Source organism: Flavobacterium zubiriense (assembly GCF_041729725.1).
In the GTDB taxonomy this organism is placed as follows: Bacteria; Bacteroidota; Bacteroidia; order Flavobacteriales; family Flavobacteriaceae; genus Flavobacterium; species Flavobacterium zubiriense.
Window position 1 is genome coordinate 116,576 of sequence record NZ_JBCFQL010000003.1, and the last position, 20,652, is coordinate 137,227.

The 20,652-nt window shown below is 32.2% G+C and carries 20 protein-coding genes; 8 read left to right on the plus strand and 12 right to left on the minus strand.

Features of this window, described 5'->3' with window-relative positions:
• Window positions 1-104 precede the first annotated feature (104 nt).
• The 5 genes from arfB to AAGV28_RS03760 all read right to left on the minus strand — a co-directional run bounded on the left by arfB (window position 105) and on the right by AAGV28_RS03760 (window position 4,515).
• A complete protein-coding gene (gene arfB, locus AAGV28_RS03740; RefSeq protein WP_373405481.1) occupies window positions 105-509 on the minus strand; it encodes an alternative ribosome rescue aminoacyl-tRNA hydrolase ArfB in 405 nt (134 codons plus the stop codon).
• 3 nt (window positions 510-512) lie between these two features.
• Complete coding sequence (locus AAGV28_RS03745; RefSeq protein ID WP_373405482.1) at window positions 513-2,132, minus strand: DUF4301 family protein; 1,620 nt, start codon at window positions 2,130-2,132, stop codon at window positions 513-515.
• Between the two features lie 42 nt (window positions 2,133-2,174).
• Window positions 2,175-2,792 (minus strand): nicotinamide riboside transporter PnuC, encoded by a 618-nt coding sequence (gene pnuC, locus AAGV28_RS03750; protein WP_373405483.1) that lies wholly within the window; start codon window positions 2,790-2,792, stop codon window positions 2,175-2,177.
• Between the two features lie 3 nt (window positions 2,793-2,795).
• Window positions 2,796-3,527, minus strand: coding sequence for a phosphoglycerol geranylgeranyltransferase (locus AAGV28_RS03755; RefSeq protein WP_373405484.1), 732 nt, complete (start codon window positions 3,525-3,527; stop codon window positions 2,796-2,798).
• 355 nt (window positions 3,528-3,882) lie between these two features.
• The gene (locus AAGV28_RS03760) at window positions 3,883-4,515 is read right to left on the minus strand and encodes a 4'-phosphopantetheinyl transferase family protein (RefSeq protein WP_373405485.1); all 633 of its coding nucleotides are present in this window, start codon (window positions 4,513-4,515) and stop codon (window positions 3,883-3,885) included.
• A 263-nt stretch (window positions 4,516-4,778) separates the two neighbouring features.
• Between AAGV28_RS03760 and ahcY the strand changes: the two genes are divergently transcribed.
• From ahcY to AAGV28_RS03785, 5 genes are all read left to right on the plus strand, one after another.
• Window positions 4,779-6,095 (plus strand): adenosylhomocysteinase, encoded by a 1,317-nt coding sequence (ahcY, locus tag AAGV28_RS03765; RefSeq protein ID WP_373405486.1) that lies wholly within the window; start codon window positions 4,779-4,781, stop codon window positions 6,093-6,095.
• Window positions 6,096-6,280: 185 nt separating this feature from the next.
• Window positions 6,281-7,735, plus strand: a complete 1,455-nt coding sequence (locus tag AAGV28_RS03770; RefSeq protein ID WP_373405487.1) for a hypothetical protein — start codon at window positions 6,281-6,283, stop codon at window positions 7,733-7,735.
• 158 nt (window positions 7,736-7,893) lie between these two features.
• Window positions 7,894-8,118 (plus strand): hypothetical protein, encoded by a 225-nt coding sequence (locus tag AAGV28_RS03775; RefSeq protein WP_373405488.1) that lies wholly within the window; start codon window positions 7,894-7,896, stop codon window positions 8,116-8,118.
• Complete coding sequence (locus tag AAGV28_RS03780) at window positions 8,100-8,381, plus strand: Txe/YoeB family addiction module toxin (protein WP_373405489.1); 282 nt, start codon at window positions 8,100-8,102, stop codon at window positions 8,379-8,381. Before AAGV28_RS03775 ends, AAGV28_RS03780 begins: the two co-directional genes overlap by 19 nt.
• Window positions 8,382-8,537: 156 nt before the next feature.
• Window positions 8,538-11,333, plus strand: coding sequence for an outer membrane beta-barrel protein (locus tag AAGV28_RS03785; RefSeq protein WP_373405490.1), 2,796 nt, complete (start codon window positions 8,538-8,540; stop codon window positions 11,331-11,333).
• Between the two features lie 462 nt (window positions 11,334-11,795).
• Here AAGV28_RS03785 and rpmA read toward each other — a convergent pair whose 3' ends face one another.
• Both rpmA and rplU read right to left on the minus strand, forming a co-directional pair.
• Window positions 11,796-12,062, minus strand: a complete 267-nt coding sequence (gene rpmA, locus AAGV28_RS03790) for a 50S ribosomal protein L27 (protein WP_026709571.1) — start codon at window positions 12,060-12,062, stop codon at window positions 11,796-11,798.
• Window positions 12,063-12,086: 24 nt separating this feature from the next.
• Window positions 12,087-12,509, minus strand: coding sequence for a 50S ribosomal protein L21 (gene rplU / locus AAGV28_RS03795; RefSeq protein WP_373405491.1), 423 nt, complete (start codon window positions 12,507-12,509; stop codon window positions 12,087-12,089).
• Window positions 12,510-12,752: 243 nt separating this feature from the next.
• On the opposite strand from rplU, the gene AAGV28_RS03800 reads away from it, so the two are divergent.
• On the plus strand, window positions 12,753-14,078 hold the full coding sequence (locus AAGV28_RS03800; protein ID WP_373405492.1) for a M16 family metallopeptidase: 1,326 nt from the start codon (window positions 12,753-12,755) through the stop codon (window positions 14,076-14,078).
• A gap of 13 nt (window positions 14,079-14,091) precedes the next feature.
• Window positions 14,092-15,504, plus strand: a complete 1,413-nt coding sequence (locus AAGV28_RS03805; RefSeq protein WP_373405493.1) for a M16 family metallopeptidase — start codon at window positions 14,092-14,094, stop codon at window positions 15,502-15,504.
• Window positions 15,505-15,578: 74 nt separating this feature from the next.
• Here the strand turns inward: AAGV28_RS03805 and AAGV28_RS03810 are convergent, their stop codons facing one another.
• From AAGV28_RS03810 to mutY, 5 genes are all read right to left on the minus strand, one after another.
• Entirely contained in the window at window positions 15,579-16,445 is an 867-nt protein-coding gene (locus AAGV28_RS03810; protein ID WP_373405494.1) for a DMT family transporter, read from the minus strand.
• A gap of 68 nt (window positions 16,446-16,513) precedes the next feature.
• A complete protein-coding gene (gldD, locus tag AAGV28_RS03815; protein WP_461782280.1) occupies window positions 16,514-17,029 on the minus strand; it encodes a gliding motility lipoprotein GldD in 516 nt (171 codons plus the stop codon).
• Between the two features lie 70 nt (window positions 17,030-17,099).
• Window positions 17,100-18,398: a gliding motility-associated protein GldE gene (locus AAGV28_RS03820; RefSeq protein ID WP_373405496.1), complete on the minus strand. Its 1,299-nt coding sequence runs from the start codon at window positions 18,396-18,398 to the stop codon at window positions 17,100-17,102.
• A gap of 23 nt (window positions 18,399-18,421) precedes the next feature.
• Entirely contained in the window at window positions 18,422-18,862 is a 441-nt protein-coding gene (locus AAGV28_RS03825) for a single-stranded DNA-binding protein (protein WP_373405497.1), read from the minus strand.
• A 55-nt stretch (window positions 18,863-18,917) separates the two neighbouring features.
• Window positions 18,918-19,952 (minus strand): A/G-specific adenine glycosylase, encoded by a 1,035-nt coding sequence (gene mutY / locus AAGV28_RS03830; protein ID WP_373405498.1) that lies wholly within the window; start codon window positions 19,950-19,952, stop codon window positions 18,918-18,920.
• 134 nt (window positions 19,953-20,086) lie between these two features.
• Here mutY and AAGV28_RS03835 point away from each other — a divergent pair, with 134 nt between their 5' ends.
• Window positions 20,087-20,377, plus strand: a complete 291-nt coding sequence (locus tag AAGV28_RS03835) for an HU family DNA-binding protein (protein ID WP_007805026.1) — start codon at window positions 20,087-20,089, stop codon at window positions 20,375-20,377.
• Window positions 20,378-20,652 lie beyond the last annotated feature (275 nt).

Sequence of the window (20,652 nt, forward strand, 5' to 3'; positions counted from 1 at the left end):
GCAAATGTAGTGTTAAAAAACAAATTCCAAAAATTAAATTCCAAATTCCAAAAAACTAACTTCAAGTAGTTTTCAATTGGAATTTGGAATTTATAAATTGGAATTTAATCTAGATTAGGTTTCCTACGCGATTGTTTAATTTCAGAAATATTCTTTTTGTCTTTAATTCGTTTTTTAATCACCGACTTAGGGATTTTAGTTACTTTTCTAATTTTAGGCACAAAAAGTCCTTTTTTAATCAGTTCCAAAAATCGTTTGGTAACTATTTCTTTATTTTTAAGTTGGCTTCTATCTTCATCACAATTTAAAATCAAAACCAAATCAGCAGTCAATCTTGAAGAAAGATTGGTTTCTAACAACAATTTTTCTTCATCAGACAAAGCCTGAGAATTTTTCAAGTTAAAAGTCAGCACTACTTTAGACGAAACCTTATTCACGTTTTGTCCTCCTGCTCCACTACTTCTAACGGCTTTATACTGTAATTCGGATATGAGTTTTTGAATTTCCATTTTTTATTTTGACTGATGCGCTTCTTTCAATAAATCATTTACTGTTTTTACAGGGTTAAAAGTAATCAAAGGTACTTCGACAAAAACAGTCAACCAATTTGCCATTGCTCCATTCCATAAACCAGGCAATTCATAACTTTTAATATCTTTTCCTAAATGATTTTTCTCTACTATAAAACCGCTGTTTTCATCCACAAACTGATGCAAATCAAACTTTTCGTTTTTATAATCTTTAGTAGCACAAACTAAATCCACAGGATTAAAATGAGTCGCATTTGCCATAATTTTAGCCTGCTTTTTATTGTTCAAATCTACTTGTGAAGATTCTACAATTTGCAATGAAATTTCTTTTTGTCCATTTTTTACCCAGAAAGGACCTCCACCTGGTTCCCCTTCATTTTTCACCATTCCACATACTCTAATTGGACGGTTTAAAATAGTTTTCAATACTTTTATTTTATTCTCAAAGGTGTATAAATCAAAATCTGATTTGATTTCCATGTTCAATTTTTCTTTCAAGAAATCTTTTATATCTTCTATTTGATTGTTTTCAATCGTGTAAAGATCAATCAAATTCAAACAAGCAAATATTTGTTGTTGCAATTCTAACAAAATACCCGCTAATGCTTTTTTATAAAGTGCTATGGTATCATTATGATGTAAAATTACATTATCAATGTTTTTAACAAAAATGATATCGGCATCTAATCGATTTAAATTTCCTATCAATGCACCATGACCTCCTGGTCTGAAAAGCAATTTCCCATCCTCAGTTCTAAAAGCCCTATCATTCATATTTACCGCAATAGTATCGGTGCTTTTATCTTGATAGGAATAACTTACTTCAATATTAGTATGCGTTTCTTTTTCTACCTTGTCTTTTACATTACTTATAATGTGTTCAAACTGTCCTTGATGCGATTCTGAAACGGTAAAATGCAAATACGACTGATTATTAGTACTCGAATAATAACCACATTCATACAAATGTTCTTCTATTGGTGTAGCAATTGTGGTTGCATATTTATGAAAAGGTAAGATTCCTTTTGGTTTTGACGCAAAATTAAAATACTCCGAATCCAACATGAATTTTATAAAATAGTAATTTTTATAATCACGAGTTAGTGAATCGAAATTGGAAAATTCTTCTTTTAATTTTTTATAGATACTATCAAAAAAAGGCAGTTTCTCCATTCCAACAATAAAAACGGGCAACTTAGTATCTTTTTTTCTATTGATATAAGCATTGATACTTTCTTTCTCAATATTAAACTCATTCAAAAAAACGGTTAAGAACTTAAACATTCTACTGGCCGCTCCTGAGGCTGGAACAAACTTTAACAATTTTAAATTGGATTTATGTTCGTCAAAAAAAGTAGCCTTTTCAACAAACTCTTCATCAGTTAATTTTACGATTCCATTTCCCACAGTGGCAGCTTCGAGTAATTCCATCTTAGCAATTCCTTTTTTAAAAATAACCAACTGTTTTTGGATATTCTCTAAAGAAACACCATGTAGATTGATTTGTTCAAAATCCTGTTCTAACAATCCCATACTTTTAACTTTATTTAAATCATCAATTGAATTAGATTGCTCTAACATTGAAACTCGTATTTTACCCATAATAATCGCTAAAAATTATTCTAAAACAGCTACTTCAGCTGGCTATTTTTCTTGGTTATTCAAAATTTTCTTCCATTCTAAATAGCCAAAAATGGCAAGAATGGTGAAAATCAAATATTGCAAAGACGTAAATGTATATCCTTTGCAAAAATACAAAGGTATCGAAATGAAATCTCCTACAATCCAAAAAATCCAATTTTCGATTTTTCGCTTCGCCATCAGCCACATCCCAACAAAAAACAAAGCTGTTAAAAAAGTATCTACATAATTGTACCAATCTTTAAATTTATCAAAATATTGATAAACTAAAAACACAAAAACTAAAGTTAAAACAAAAATAACAGCAGCTATTTTACTTTCTTTTTTAGTTACCCTAGAAATAGGATAGGCTACAACATCCCCTTTTTTTCTCGTCCAATGGTACCAGCCATAAATACTCATTATAAAATAATAACCATTAATCATCGAATCGCCTAAAAGATCCCATTTCCAAAGCAAATAAGCATAGATAAAAGTACTGACTAATCCTGTAGGGAAAACCAAAATATTATCTTTCTTAGCAAACCAAACACTTACTAATCCAAAAAACACAGCCACTAATTCCAATACAATTCCCAAAGTGGGATAGGTAGCATATTGGGCAAAAAAGAACTCTATCATTTACTATTTTATTGGAGAATTAAAAAAATTAATGTCGTTTTCAAAAGCGGTTCCTATCACAACTACATCAGCACCGGATTGATACGCATTTTGAATTCCTTGCAAATCTACAATTCCGCCGCCTACAATTAATGGTATAGTAGTGTTTTGAGAAACGAATTGAATCATTTCTAATGGAACTGCTTTTTGAGCGCCACTTCCCGCTTCCAGATAAATCAATTTATTACCAAGCATTTCTCCTGCTAAAGCTGTTGCCATGACCAAATCGAAATCATTTCTATCCAAAGGCGTTGTTTTGCTGATACGTTCAACAGCCGTTTCACCTCCGCTTTCAATTAATAGATAAGCCGTAGGAATAATTTCGAGTTGGGATTGCTTTAAAATGGGTGCCGCTTTCACCTGATGTTCTATTAAATAATCGGGATTTCGTCCTGACAATAAAGATAAAAACAAAATTCCATCAGCATGATTCGAAATTTGAGAAGGATGCCCCGGAAAAAGTACTATTGGTAAAATACAGTTTTGTTTGATTCGAATGATTAAATCATCTAAAATTCGACTTTCAACAAGGCTTCCACCAATAAAAATATGAGTGGCTGGCGATTGATTGATCTTGTCAATTAAATCGGGTATTTGTTCCCAAACTATTTTATCAGGATCCAAAAGAATGGCTAATATTTGTTGATTAGTTGCTTTTGCGACTTGTATTTGTTGGTAAATTGTTCCTTTTTCCATGAGAACGTAAAAGTAAAAAGTTTTTAGAGTCCAAGAACCATTTCGAAAGAATTATATTTGTAGTACACTGGAATTCATAAAATCCTTTTATTATGATTGCTGTTACACTACTCGACAAATATGGCGAAATTCAAAAAAAAAAATCTCCTAGCGTAACTTTGTGGTATTCTTTGCGAATCTTTGCGGTGTAAATTGCACACAGATGGTACTGATTTAAACAGATTCTCGCTGATTCTTTTTGGAACACAGATTAAAGAAATTCTATAAATCTTAAAAAAAATCTTAGTTTAACTTTGTGGTATTCTTTGCGAATCTTTGCGAAACAACTTTGCTCAACTTCTTGTCAAGAATAAAACTATTTTTCTAAAGCATAGACTAAAGTAAAGTCTTCTATTTCTTCAAAATAAATATTGAATTCTTTGTGTAGACCACCAAAATGAAGATTAGCAACCGTTTGATTCTGGTTCAAATCAAATTTGTCAACTGCAATATGATCTTTAAAACTGATACCTTTTTCGTTTCGGATTTTAAAAATGGCTTCTTTTGCTCCCCAAATTACCGTGAGATTTTTAATATATTCTGCTTTTTTTTCTCGAATTAAATATTGAAATTCGGTATCACAGAATTTATCGGCAATACGAATGATTTTTTCTCTTTGTAATTCGATATCAATTCCAACAGTTTCATCACTAATAATTATTGCCGCAAACTGATGGGAATGCGTAATCGAAATGTATTTTCCATCTTGAAGATGTGGTTTTCCAAATACATCATAATACAAATCAAAATCAGAATAGCCCGCTTCATTTAAAAGTTTACGAACACTAAGAAATCCTCGTTGATGCAATTCGGATTTCATACCGTCAATTCGCAACTGGCATTTAGGAGTGAGACTTACTTCTTCAAACAATTGTTCATAAGATTCCGTAATCTTCCAAATAAAAATTTGTGTGTGAGTATTAAACTGTATTTTCTGGTGTAAAGGCATTCTTTTGAGTTATAAGTTATGAGTTATGAGTTTTCTCTCTTAACCCAGATGTCTTTCTAGCCCTGACAGCAACGGCATCCTTTCTAGCCGGTGTTCGGCTAGAAAGATATAGTGGATGGCAGGATTAGCTTCTAAAAACCATTATCAAACTAAAGTTCTAAAAATTAAGACATTAAACAATTCATAAATATTTTAGAAATTAGTTTAATTCTAAAGTTATTACGTAAATTTGCAAAAATTTTACAATTACAAATATACTATAAATGAGTACAACGACTATGCCTTATGTGGCTTTCAAAGTAAAAGACATTTCTCTAGCGGCTTGGGGAAGAAAAGAAATTGAATTGGCTGAAGCTGAAATGCCAGGTTTAATGGCGCTTCGTGCTGAATATAAAGATGAGCAACCGTTGAAAGGTGCTCGTATTGCTGGATGTTTACACATGACAATCCAAACTGCAGTTTTAATCGAAACTTTAATTGCTCTTGGCGCAGAAGTTACTTGGTCTTCTTGTAACATTTTCTCTACTCAGGATCAAGCTGCTGCTGCTATTGCTGCTGCTGGAATTCAAGTTTATGCTTGGAAAGGATTGAATGAGGAAGATTTTGACTGGTGTATTGAGCAAACATTATTTTTTGGTGAAGACAGAAAACCATTGAACATGATTCTAGATGACGGTGGAGATTTGACTAATATGGTTATTGACCGTTTCCCAGAATTGGTTTCTGGAATCAAAGGATTGTCTGAAGAAACTACAACTGGAGTTCATAGATTATATGAAAGAGTAAAAGCAGGAACATTGCCAATGCCTGCCATTAATGTAAACGACTCGGTTACTAAATCTAAATTTGACAACAAATACGGTTGTAAAGAATCGGCTGTTGATGCGGTTCGTCGTGCTACCGATATTATGTTAGCTGGAAAAAGAGTGATCGTTTGTGGATATGGTGATGTAGGTAAAGGAACTGCTGCTTCTTTTAGAGGTGCAGGTTCTATCGTTACTGTAACAGAAATCGACCCAATTTGTGCTCTACAAGCTGCAATGGACGGATTTGAAGTTAAAAAACTAAATACTGTAATTGCAACAGCTGATATTATTATTACTACTACTGGAAATAAAGACATCGTTCTTGGATCTCATTTCGAGCAAATGAAAGACAAAACAATCGTATGTAACATCGGGCATTTTGATAACGAAATTGACATGGCTTGGTTGAACGAAAACCACGGTGCGTCTAAAATCGAAATCAAACCTCAGGTTGATAAATATACCATTGCTGGAAAAGACATTATCATTTTGGCTGAAGGTCGTTTGGTAAACTTAGGTTGTGCTACAGGTCACCCAAGTTTTGTAATGAGTAACTCATTTACAAACCAAACTCTAGCTCAAATCGAATTGTGGAAAAACAGCGCGGCATACAACAATGACGTTTATATGTTACCAAAACACCTTGATGAGAAAGTAGCAATGTTACACTTAGCTAAATTAGGCGTTGAATTAGAAACTTTACGTGACGATCAAGCTGCTTATATTGGTGTTGAAGTTCAAGGACCATACAAACCAGAATATTACAGATACTAAATGATTGTAGATTAGCGATTGCTGATTTATAATTTTAGATTTAAACCCTTGCAGGAAACTGAACTAAATTCAGTTTGAATGTGAGGGTTTTTTGTTATTTTTGTTAATATCACTAGAATTAAATTATAATTCAAAAAAAGAAAACAGGGTATCAGAGTAGTTTAATCTTGTATAAATAGTGTGGCGTGACATATTTAGAAAAAATAATAAAAGAAGAGGGACCTATTTTATCAAGTGAATTGATTGAATTACTTATGAATAAAGAAAAAAGTATCACTAAAGAAGCCGCTAGAAAAAGATTAAGTAGAATTAGTAAAGATATTATCAGAGTAAAAGGACTATTCTCTGACGGACAATTTCTCTTTCACGATAAAGAAATTTTTAAAAGCGAAGAATACTATTCTGGTCTTTATCGTGCCTTAAAAAAAGCAGGCAAACAATATCATATTATATTACAATCATTAGATTTTCATTATGGCCAATTAAAAACTGAACATTTGCCCACATATTCTATAAACCCAATTTTAGATTTAAAAGGACACATTACATTTAAAACTGTTTTAGAAAAACTTAACGAATTAAGACTTATTAACATTGAAGATGGCACTGTCACAATATCAAATTTAATAACTGATAACAATGTCAATTTAAAAAGATCAAAAGGAATAGAACTTGCTAAAAATTTTCTTTTAATTCAATTTAATGATTGGTCAAGAAAAATAGGATTAGCTTCCTATAATTCATCAAAATTTCATAGTCAATTTGGTAAATATCAATTTAGTTTTGTTTCTCCTTCGTATATAGGATCATTACCTAAATTCAATAATAACAATATAATTCCTGGATTTATTGTCGCTGACATTTTAATAGGAAATACTGTCAATGAAAATCAGATAGATTTTTTTATAAATAAAATTAAGGCTTTAAAATTTCAACGAAATCCAACAAATTTCATTCCTTTTTTAATTGTTGAATCAATTGATACAAAATCACTGAATAAACTAAAAGCTGAAGGAGTAGTTATTGGATTTGTAAACGAATTGTTTGGGGATATATATAAAGATCTTTTAAACTCTTTAATTAATTTAGTTACAAACGCTGGTGCTATCCTTAAAAAAAATCCAGAAGCATATTTAGATTTAATCCAGAAACTAAATAAGTTGGTTGACGGAAAAACCAATAATCTTAGAGGAGACTTATTTGAACTTGCTGTTGGTTACTATCAAGGTCGAGTTTGTAAAACTATAGATATTGGTAAAATAATTAATCATAATGGCTTTCAACGAGAAATTGATGTTTTTGGATTAACCGAAAACAAAGTTTTTGTTTCAGAATGCAAAGGTTACAATCATAAAGTCTCCAAAGAAGAAATTGAAATTTGGTTAGGTGAAAAAATACCCGTAATTAGAAAATGGTTATTAGATAATCCAATCTTTACAGAACGTGAATTAATATTTGAATTCTGGTCAACTGGAGGATTTACAGATGAAGCAAGTATTTTTTTAGAAAAAAGGAAAAGAGAAACTAACAAGTATACTATTGATTATTTTAATCTAGATGATATGCTAACTAAATCAAAGTCTATAAATTCTAAAAAATTCACAGATATATTACGAGAATATTATATTAAAGAAATTTAACAATCTATTAATTTATATAAATAGTTGATCTAATTAAATTATTTAATATTCTAGATAAAATACTTAATTGAAAAATTAATGAGTTTTATAACAATCAATACACTAAACAACAACCCAAATATTTTATACCTTTGTATTTCAATTGAATACTTATTAAAATGGTAACACTTACTGTAAACATAAAAGACATTTCTCAAATTGCAATCATCAAAAAAATTTTGAAAGCTTTTGATGTGGAAGTAATTGAGCAAACAAATGAAATTACAAATCCAGAGCTAATCGAAAGATTAGAGAAACATAATCAAAATTTTCAAGATTCTGCCTATAGAGAAGAAAACTACACCAAAGTAGATCCTAAAAATATATGGGCAGATATAAAATAGAAATAAGCAAAGAAGCACTTGCTGATTTGTCAAAAATAAAAAAGTCAGGCAAGAAAACAGATATCTCAAAAATTGATAAAATTTTTCTTGAATTAGAAAACCATCCCACAACTGGAATTGGAAAACCAGAAAAACTAAAATACAAAGACGTTAACGTTTGGTCAAGACAAATCAACAAAAAAGACCGATTAGTTTATGAAATCATTGACCACGAAATTGTGGTAATTATCATTTCAGCCTTGGGACATTATAATGACAAATAATAACTCTCTTCAAATCTTCTACTCTTTTTAAGACTAGAAGATTTTTTTTTCGGAAGTTCATTTATACAACAGAAAAAAAATAAATACAAATTTCAAACTTCTTGATTAAACCTTTTCTTTTAATTAACATCTTATGTTAAGTTTAACCAAATTATCATGTGTAAATATTTATCTTTTCTGTTCATTCTTACGTTTTCATTTTATGCTTCCGCCCAAAACAGTTATACTCTAAAAGGGAAAGTACTTAACATCAATAACCAACTCCCATTAGAATCAGCTACAGTGTATATTACAACTGTAAAGGATTCTACTGTATTAGAATATACCTTGACGGATAAAAATGGAGATTTCAACTTTGCAGTTAAAAAAAATGAAAAACCTGTATTTTTAAAAGTTACCTACATGGGATTTGAAACCTTTACTGAAGAGCAAAAAGACCTTACCGCTAACAAGGATTTCAATAACATTTACCTTTCTGAATCAATAAACACCCTTAACGAAGTTACCGTAAAAGGAGAAGCACCTCCTATTCGGGTTAAAAATGATACTATCGAATACAACGCTTCTTTATTTAAAGTACGTCCTGATGCCAATGTAGAATTACTACTAAAACAACTTCCCGGTCTTGAAATAGACAGTGATGGAAAAATTACAGCTAACGGAAAAGAAGTTACCCAAGTTTTAGTAAACGGAAAACCCTTTTTTGACCGCGATGGCGCCATGGCACTAAAAAACCTTCCTGCTGATATTATTAATAAAATTCAGGTGTCAGATTTTAAAACTAAAAAAGAAGAGTATTCTAAAGACCAGGCTGCTTCAGACAATGCCAGTATCAACCTGACTATTGATGAGGATAAAAACAAAGGCTATTTTGGAAAATTTCTTGGTGGATATGGTACTGATGACCGTTATGAATCTAGTTTTTTAGTTAACTTTTTTAAGAAAAACAGAAAGATAAGTATCCTCGGATCTTCTAATAACATCAATGCCCAAGGGTTTTCTCAAGATGAAGTTTTTGACAATATGGGCGGCGGTAGAAACAACCCCGGAGCCGTTAGCAGAGGTCAGGCTAATGGAATTACAACATCAAATTTATTTGGATTCAACTATTCTGACGAATTATTTAAAGACTTTCAAACAAATGTTAGTTATGATTTTAGAGACACTCAAACAGAAAACATCAGCACATCCAACTCTACTAATTTTAGACCTGACGGAAACTTTAATACTGTTTCTGGCTCTTCCACTAATAACAATAACACTTCCAATAGAGCCAATGTAGAATTAGAATACAAAATATCACCAACCATGCGATTGTTTGTTGCTCCAAGATTCAACACCGCAGAATCTGACAACCGATCGTCTTCAAACAGCAGCACTACAAATATCGACAATAACGAACTCACTAATGATTCGCGTGCGGAATCTAAAAACAGAAATCAATCGAACACCTTCAGTAACTCGATTAATTTTAACAAATCGTTCGAGAAGAAAGCCAGAAATCTTAGTGTAGCATTCAACAACAATAATTCAAACTCGAATGCAAACAATTTGATAGAATCGAGAACTTTTTTTTATACCAGAAATGACAGTATCATTAGGGATCAAAACATAAGAAATAACGGCGTTAACGATTCCTACTCAGCAGAAATTGAATATACTGAACCTATAACTGATTCCATCCGATTCAGAGTAGGTGTAGAATATAATTTTCAAAATTCGATAACAGACAACAAAACCTTTGACAACACTGGGAATGAATTTAATAAAATATTCACTGATTTGAATGACTTACAAACCACTTACATTAGTTCCAAACAAAACAGTATCGCTCCTAAGGCTGGTTTTCGAATTCAAAAAAACAATTTAACTTTTGACGTTAACTCCTCCACTTCAATTGTACAATATGACAACAACTTTAAATATTTAGGAGAATCTAATGATTTAAACCGAAAACACATTTTACCAAGTGCTAGCGCTCAGGTGAGATATCGAGTAGATCGTTCTAAATTTTTTACCACTCGATACAACTACAATGTTTCGCTACCATCGGCAAATCAATTGCTATTGGAAAACTTATCTAATCCATTGGATACCATTGTAGGAAACCCCAATTTACTTCCAAGAGAAACACATAGTGCAAACATAAACTATAGAAATTTTGATTTCCGAACGCGCTCGGGATACAATATTTACCTTAACAGTAATTACACTAATAACGATGTTATTTCATCTGTTTTTTATAATGATGATAACAGTAGAAGATCTTCTTATCAAAATGTTTCAGGAATCTATAACATATCTGGTGGTGGTAACTGGAATAAATCTATTAAGCAAGAATCAAATTTATTGCGTTATGGACTTGGAATAAACGGAAATTATTCCTTTACAAAGGGATTAATTGACGGAACATTATATGGTGCAAAATCTATAGGAATATCTCCTAGAGTTTACCTTAATTACGATTACGGCGAATTTTTTACTGTAGCTCCTTCTTATAATTTCTCATATAATGAAACGACATACGACATTAGCTCACTCAATGCGAGATCAAATGTGGTTCACAGAATCAATCTACAAACCACAAGTTACTGGCCGAATAACTGGATTTGGGGTAACGATTTTGGATACACTTACAACTCTATTAATCAGGAATTTTACTTATGGAACACCAGCCTATCTTATACCTTCTTAGACAAAGCATTTATTGCCAAAGTAAAAATATACGATATTCTAAATCAAAATCAAAGCATTACCAGAAACATTTCGACAACATCGGTTAGCGATAATGAAAACACCGTTTTAAGACGCTATGCGATGTTCTCTCTTACATACAAAATCCAAAAATTTTCAGGAAAAGCTCCTGCAAGAAATAGAAACATGGAAGGAATGGACAGAGGTCAACGCCCTGAAGGATTTGGTGGTGGCAGACCTGGAGGCCCAATGGATTAATCAAACCCTTATTATTAATTCAATTTATACAATAAATCCGCTTACTTTCTAAAAAGTAAGCGGATTTGTTCTTTCTATAATGGATGTATAAATATTTGTAAAATCTGAAATTAATTCAAATTGTACCTATTAGATATATAAAAAAGTCCAATTAATTTTTGTTACATCGAGCGCAGTCGAGATGCAATAATGGTTCTCGACTGCGCTCGAACTGAGAATAAGACCAATTTGTATTTCTAAACGGTATTAGTCACTTCTAAACTTATATCAAAATTGGAGCTAATTCGATACAATTACTAAACTAGTATCTCGCTTAAAATCACAGCTTAATTTAGCATTAAAATCCAAAATTACAAAGAATTGAATCCATCTAAATCAGATCAGTTTTCGAACTAATTCTATGCAGAAAAACCCGTTTCGAAATAAATCGAAACGGGTTTTTAATAAATTGAGATCAATCAATTATGCTTCTACTTCAAATGGAAGGATTGAAACGTATGATTTGTTGTCTCTTTTCTTTTGGAACTTAACAACTCCGTCTACTCTTGCGTGTAGGGTGTGATCTTTACTGATGTAAACATTTTCACCTGGATTGTGTTTTGAACCTCTTTGTCTTACGATGATGTTCCCTGCGATAGCAGCTTGTCCTCCAAAAATCTTAACACCTAAACGTTTTGATTCTGATTCTCTACCATTCTTAGAACTACCGACACCTTTCTTGTGAGCCATGATGTTTTAGTTTTAATATTGTTATTATTCTTGAGTATCTTCTTTTTTAGCTTTAGCTACCTTTTTCTTTGGAGCTTCAACTTCTTCTGTAGTTGCTTCAACTGCTGCTTTTTTAGAAGCCGCTTTTTTAGCACCTGCTGCAGTAATACCTTCAATTACAATTTGAGTAAGATATTGTCTGTGACCATTTCTCTTTTTGTACCCTTTTCTTCTTTTCTTTTTGAAAATGATAACTTTGTCTCCTTTTAAGTGTTGTAACACTTTAGCTTCTACTGAAGCACCTTCTATAGCTGGGGCGCCTAAAGTTACATTCCCATTGTCATCTACTAAAAGAACTTTATCAAAAGAAACTTTTGATCCTTCTTCGTTAGACAAACGGTGAACATAAACCTTTAAGTCTTTGCTTACTTTAAATTGTTGCCCTGCTATCTCTACGATTGCATACATACCAAATTGATTTATTGATTTTTAAGGTTGCAAATATACAATAATATTTTTATCACGCAATCACTAAATTTAAAAAAATATTTCTTCTTACTTTCTCTTTATTTTCAACACATTAGAAACTGGATTCCAATTTATTTTTTTGTTAAAAGAAACACCAACATACAATCAATACTAAAAAAAAGTATTTTTGAAGAAACAATATCACTATTTAAGTATTGCAACTTTATTTTTTATTAATCTTATATGAAAAAAACAATAATGGCAATTAGTACTGCACTTTTACTTGGCGGTGTCGCCTCAGCCCAAAAAATAGCATTCGAAGAATATGATTTAGATAACGGAATGCACGTTATCTTACACCAAGACAATAGTGCTCCTGTAGTGATTACTTCGGTGATGTATCATGTGGGTTCTAAAGATGAAAATCCAAACAAAACAGGCTTTGCTCATTTTTTTGAACACCTATTATTCGAAGGCACAAAAAACATAAAAAGAGGCGAATGGTTCAATATTGTAACCGCTAATGGCGGAGTAAACAACGCTAACACTTCAGACGACCGAACCTATTATTATGAAGTTTTTCCTTCTAATAATTTAGAATTAGCACTTTGGATGGAATCCGAAAGGTTGATGCATCCGGTGATTAACCAAATTGGGGTTGACACCCAAAAAGAAGTAATCAAGGAAGAGAAAAATTCGCGTTATGACAATCAACCTTACGGAAAAATAATTCAGGCGGTTAAAGAAAATTTATTCTTCAATCATCCTTATCGCTGGACAACAATAGGTTCGACAGAACATTTAAATTCAGCAAAACTAGAAGATTTTAAAGCTTTTAACGAAAAATTCTATGTTCCAAACAACGCTGTTTTAGTAGTCGCTGGCGATTTCGAACAAAAACAAGCCAAAGAATGGATTCAAAATTATTTTGGCCCAATCAAAAAAGGAGCTGCAATAAAAAGAGAAACATTTGTTGAAAAACCAATAACCGAAACCATCAAAGCAACTCATATTGATCCTAACATTCAAATCACGATGTTGGTAACGGCTTACAGAACGCCATCCATGAAAACCCGAGATGCTCGTGTTTTAGATTTTATTTCGTCTTATTTAAGCGATGGAAAAAGTTCGAAACTATACAAGAAAATAGTAGACGACAAGAAAAAAGCATTACAAATAGGCGCCGTTGGTTTTAATCAGGAAGATTACGGCATGTATATTTTATATGGTTTACCAATGACTAATTTCACCAACGAAGACTTATTAAAAGAAATTGACGAAGAAATTATTAAAATTCAAACCGATTTGATTTCTGAAAAAGATTATCAAAAACTACTGAATCAATTTGAAAATCAATACGTAAATGAGAATTCAAACGTAGAAGGAATTGCCGAAAATTTAGCAAAATACTACTTACTTTATGGCGACATCAATTTGATTAATAACGACATCAACATCTACCACTCTATTACCCGAGAAGAAATTAGAGATGTTGCTAAAAAATATCTAAATCCAAATCAACGTCTGATACTGGATTACATTCCTACTCCTGAAAAGAACGAAAACTAAGCCATTTCGAATCATGAAAAAAACAAGCATCTTATTCATTCTAATTTTAGTTACCGCAATCATGCAAGCACAAGAACGCAAACAACCCACAGCTGGAAAACCACCTGTTGTTAATATAAAAAAACCACAAAGTTTTACACTACCCAACGGACTTAAGGTAATGATTGTTGAAAATCATAAATTACCTAAAGTGACCTTAAACCTTACCATAGACAATCCGCCTTTTGCCGAAGGAAATAAAAAAGGAATGGACGAATTATGCAGCAACCTCATAGGAAACGGCAGCAGCAAAATCTCAAAAGAAGACTTTAACGAAGAAGTTGATTTTATGGGAGCTTCTATATCATTTAGCTCTAACAGTGCCTATGCCAGCTCGCTTTCTAAATTCTCAAAACGCACAATTGAACTTTTAGCTTATGGAGCCTTAGACCCTGTTTTTACTCAAGAAGAACTGGATAAAGAAAAAGCAAAAGCCATTGAAGGATTGCGTTCACAAGAAAAAAGTGTTTCGGCAATTGCTAGTAGATTAGTCAATGCATTGTCTTATGGAAAAACCCATCCTTCAGGCGAATTCATGACCGAAGAAAGTTTATCCAAAATCACATTAGAAGATGTTATAAAAAACTACAACACTAATTTTGTTCCTCAAAACGCTTATTTAGCAATTGTAGGAGATGTTAAGTACGAGGAAATCAAACCACTTATTGAACAACTTTTTGGATCTTGGAAAAAAACAACTGCTAATAAAATCATTCATCCTGATCCCGAAAACGTAGCTTCAACTCAAATCAACTTTATTGATGTACCGAATGCCGTTCAATCTGAAATTTCATTAGTAAACACCTATAAATTAAAAATGAACGACAAGGATTTCTTTCCTGCCGTAATTGCCAGTTACATATTAGGCGGTGGTTTTAACAGCTATCTCAACATGAATTTAAGAGAAGTTCACGGATGGACGTATGGCGCCAGCACTAATATTGGCGCCGGAAAATATGTAACCAGTATTCGCTCTTCATCGGCAGTAAAAAACAATGTCACCGATAGTGCTGTTGTAGAATTCATCAAAGAAATCAAAAAAATCAGGACCGAAAAAGTAACCACAGAAGAACTTGAAAATGCGAAAGCAGGTTACATTGGTCGTTTTGTAATGAAAGCCGAAAAACCAGAATCGGTGGCGCGATACGCACTAAACATCGAAACGGAGGACTTACCAGCTGATTTTTACGAAAACTATATTAAAACCATCAATGCCGTTACTAAAGAAGATGTACTTGCGACTGCCAACAAATATTTCTTAATTGACAATTCTCGAATAGTCATTGTAGGCAAAGGAAAAGAAGTTATTCCTGGATTAGAAAAACTCAACATTCCTATTTCTTATTTTGACAAATACGGAAATCCTACAGAAAAACCTAAATTCTAAATAGTAGAAAAATGTTAAAAGTTATGGGTTATGAGTTAAGCGTTAGAAGTTCACACAGTTTAACTCACAACTCCTTACTTCCTAGCACTCAAATAAACTCCGATTAATACAATAAAAGCTCCAAAAAACTGAATAGGCGTTAGCATTTCGTTATCCAATAATCCCCAAAAGAAAGCCACAACAGGAATTAAATAAGTTACTGAGGCAGCAAAAACAGGAGAACTAATTTGGATTAACTTAAAGAAAAGGATATTAGCAACTCCTGTACCTAAAACTCCCAGAATCAAAATAAAACAAACTGCATTTTGTGTTTTCTCTAAATAAATTTGTTCTGGAAAACCTGAAAAAATCAAAATCAGGATTGCAGGAATCAAAAGCACAACAAAATTCCCTGTGGTTATACTGACTGGACTTAGGTCGAACAAATGCTTTTTTATCAAATTAACATTGGTAGCATAACAAAAAGAGGCAAGGATTACCAATAAAGCGTAATAGTAATTCTGTTCAGGATTATTAATAGCACCATTATAAACTAAAAGCAAACTCCCCAAAAGCCCTATTAACACACCCAAAAGTTGTTTTCTTTGGAAACCTATCCCAAAAAACAACGCTCCTATTGCCAATGTATTCAATGGCGTTAAAGAATTTAAAATCGAAGTTACCGAACTATCTAATTCCGTTTGAGCAAGAGCAAACAGAAAAGCAGGACAAAAAGTTCCAAAAAAAGCAGTAATTGCAATATATTTCCACTTTAATTTGGAAATAAGTTTTAGACTTTTAAACCCAATTAGCAACAGAAAAAAAGAAGCAAAAATAATTCGTAAGGAACCAACTTGAATAGCAGACAATCCTAACAATCCCTTTTTTATCAAAATAAAAGAACTACCCCAAATCAAGGCAAGAACCAATAAATAAATCCACTTCAACTGTTTTGATTCCAAAGCTTTAATTTTTTGTCAAAATTGTACAATTTCAATGAAACACACTCTTTATTAGCAAAAAACCAATATTATTTCCAAGTTAAAGTTTCCATCAAACGTTGCATATCATTTTTAATATAACTCGCCGCTGGCATAATCGAATCAAAATTAGGTTTTGCATAAAAATAAACTGAACCCGTAATAAAGTGTTTTGTGCTATCGGTTACATAAAATTGTGAGTTAGTCGCCGCATTTCCATCTACCTGATAAAACATTCCGTATACTTTTTTTTCAGTATTCAAATACGGCTGTTCTAAGATATCATCGGCTTTTATAACGTGCTCAAAAGTCAGTTTTTGAGCATCACGCAACAAATTATTCAGATTATTATTGACTGGCTTATAAGTCAAATAAATAGTGGCTTTCATCTTGGGATAAGAAATTGTAAAACCACAATCCTTCTCGCCTTTTATAATTGCTTTAGAATTCATTTCAAAAGTAAAAGGGCATTTGTTTTCAAAATTAGCATATTCAGCCATTGGATAATCCAATCGTAAATAACTGGATGGTTTTGGCAACACTTCATCTTTACAACTTGAAAACATCAACAAACCTAAAACACCAATTACAAAAGCAGTAGTATTATAATTGTATTTTATATTGGTACATTTTAAATTAAACATCAATAGTAACTTTTATCTGTTTGATACGTTTTTTATCCACAACCTCAATAGTAAACACACAATTATCGAAAGTAATTTTATGTCCTTTAGCTGGAAAATTCCCTGAAATCTCCAGAATAAATCCTGCTAAAGTTTCTGCTTCTCCTTTTTGTTCTTCAAATGCTTCTTCGTTTACATCAACAATTCTGTAGAAATCTTTCAGATTTATTTTGCCTTCAAAAAGATAATTTCGATCATCAATTTGAGAAAAATTAATGTCTTCATCATCAAATTCATCGCTAATATCTCCCACAATTTCTTCGATTACATCTTCTAATGAAACCAAACCCGAAGTTCCGCCATACTCATCCACTACAATAGCAAGATGACTTTTCATGGACTGAAAATCCTTTAATAAATTGTCTAACTTTTTGTTTTCAGGCACAAAAAACGGCTCTCTTATTAAGGTTGTCCAGTCAAATTCTAATTTATCAATATGAGGCAGCAAATCTTTCACAAACAAAACGCCTTCAATCTGGTCAATATTATCGCGGTAGACTGGAATTCTGGAATAGCCTTTTTCAACAATTTTAGTATATATTTCGGTAAAAGTTTCGGTAATTTCGAGACCAAAAATGTCTATTCGCGGGCTCATAACCTGTTTCGTATCGGTGTTTCCAAAAGACACAATTCCTTCTAATATTTTTTGTTCATCCGTCGATGTTTCATCGGTTGCTGTAAGTTCCAAAGCTTGCGAGAGTTGATCCACAGAAAAACTAGTCTTTTGTTTCCCTAATTTATTATGCAAATAAATTGTTGTAGCCCGCATAGGAACACTAATTGGCGTTAGAAAATAATCCAAAAGTGAAATGGGATAAGCAACGGTTTTAGCAAATTTGATATTGTTTCTACTGGCATACACTTTTGGCAAAACCTCTCCAAAAAGCAACAACAAGAAAGTAACAAAGATAACTTCAAAAATAAACTTTAATAAAGGAGAGCTAATAGCCGCAAACAAATCGGAACCAATAAAAGAGAATAAAATAACCACTCCGATATTAATAAAATTATTAGCTACAAGAAGGGTTGCTAATAATTTTTTAGGCTTTTGCAACAACTCAGAAATGATTTTTCCTGTCGAAAGATTCTCTTGAAGTGTGTCATCAATATCTTTTTGCGACAACGAAAACAAGGCTACTTCGGCTCCCGAAACTACTGCAGAACAAAATAGCAATACAAATATTCCGACAAAACCAAACAATAGATTAAAATCTAAAGTATAAACGAAATTTAAACTGGGCTCCGGGTCCAAATTAAAAAAAATTAGTTAAACAATTAAAAAGGCAAATCATTGATAGGCAAACCTTTACTTGACGGGTCAAAGTTAGTGTTTTTTGTGGATTCTGAACTCTGAATTTGCTTGTTGTTTTCAGCATCTTTTTTGGTTGACAAAAAAGTAAATTCTGTTACCTGAATCTCAGTTGAATGTTTAATAGAACCATCTTCTGTCTGCCACTGACGTGATTTTATTTTCCCTTCCACATAAATCTTATCTCCTTTGGATAAATATTTTTCACACATTTCTGCGGCTTTATTACGCACTACAATGTTATGCCACTCGGTCGAAGTAATTTTCTCATTGGTAGTCTTATTAATAAACACTTCATTGGTGGCTAATTGAAATCTTCCAACACAATTTCCTGCCTCAAAATAATGCATTTTAACTTCGTCACCTAAATGACCTATTAACATAACCTTATTTAATGTTCCGTTCATAACCGTTTTTACTGTAAAGTATATCTATCAAAGATACATTTTTTTGCTCTTTTATCTATTCCGATTCAATAAAATTATGAATCACAATTGGAAAAGGATATTCCTTTAATTGCTCTTTAGTAATTCCATTTGCCACGTTCCCTTTTAATTTCAGTTTCCAAAATTTAATATGCAAATGTTGATGCGATAGTTTATGTACAATGCTTTTTTCATTACAAGCTCGCATACTTATAATGGGATTAGTAAAAAATGATTCGTTCAAAACGGCATTCGATACAAATTCAAAATCTTCCTCCTGCAAAGTTTCTATTAATGGGAACTCATATAAGTTATGCCAAATTCCTTTAGTTGTTCGTTTTTGAATCAAAGTCTTTTCTTCGGCATCCGAAAGCATTAAATAATTAAAGTATCTGTTTCTAACTTTCAGCTTTTTTAACTTCACTGGTAATTGATCGACTTTCTTTTTTTGTAAAGCCGCACAACTGGCATTAAAAACACAAATTCCACAATTAGGACTTTTAGGGACACATTGTAATGCACCAAATTCCATAATCGCCTGATTAAAAATCGCTGGGTTATCTTTTGGCATTAATTCGAAAGCCAAAGCAGTAAATTCTTTTTTGGCGGAAGCCTGAGCAATATCGGTTTCTATGTCAAAATATCGTGAAAGCACCCGAAAAACATTTCCATCTACCACTGGAACGACTTCGTTATAAGAAAACGAAGCAATTGCAGCTGCAGTATACTCGCCAACTCCTTTTAATTGCAACAAATCTTTATAATTATCTGGGAAAACTCCGTTTAATTCGGTTGCTATATATTGAGCGGTTTTATGCAAATTGCGAGCACGGGAATAATAGCCCAAACCTTGCCACAATTTTAATACTTGTTCTTCATCGGCTTTCGCGAGATCAAAAATGCTTGGAAAAGCAGTTGTAAAAGACAAAAAATAGGGCATTCCTTGCGCTACTCGAGTCTGTTGCAGCATGATTTCGGAGAGCCAAATAGGGTATGGATTTGTGGTATTTCGCCAAGGCAAATCGCGCTTGTTTTCTAAATACCACTTTATAAGCAAGTTATGAAAATTCATCATTAATTATTTGTTCACAAATGTAAAAGTTTATGTAATTAAAATTTAATGAATTAGCTTGAATAATTGTTTTTTAAATTCCTATATTTGCACACTCAAAAAAATTATTACAGAATAATAAATAAGGAAAGAAAATGACGAAAGCAGATATCGTAGCGAAAATTTCAGAAAAGTTAGGTCTTGAAAAAGGGGATGTGCAAGCAACAGTAGAGACTTTTATGGAGGAAGTAAAAACTTCATTAGAAACTGGAGACAATGTTTATTTAAGAGGTTTTGGTAGCTTTATCGTAAAGACTAGAGCAGAGAAAACTGGTAGAAATATCTCTAAAAACACTACAATTAAAATACCTGCACACAACATTCCTGCTTTCAAACCTGCAAAAGTATTTGTAGAGGGAGTAAAAACAAACAACGAAGCAAAATAATATTAATTAATCATAAAATCAACTCGATATGCCAAGCGGTAAAAAAAGAAAGAGACATAAGGTAGCTACGCACAAAAGAAAGAAAAGAGCGAGAGCTAACCGTCACAAAAAGAAAAAGTAGTTTATAACTACTTTTTTCTTTTTAAACGTTCATTGAAATCGAAAATTAGTGTTCAGTCCCCAGTTTTTAGTATTCAGTTTACTGATTACTTACAACTGCAAACTGCCAGCTAGTTTTCCCCGGGTTCATACCTGTTCAAAAATATTGTTTAATC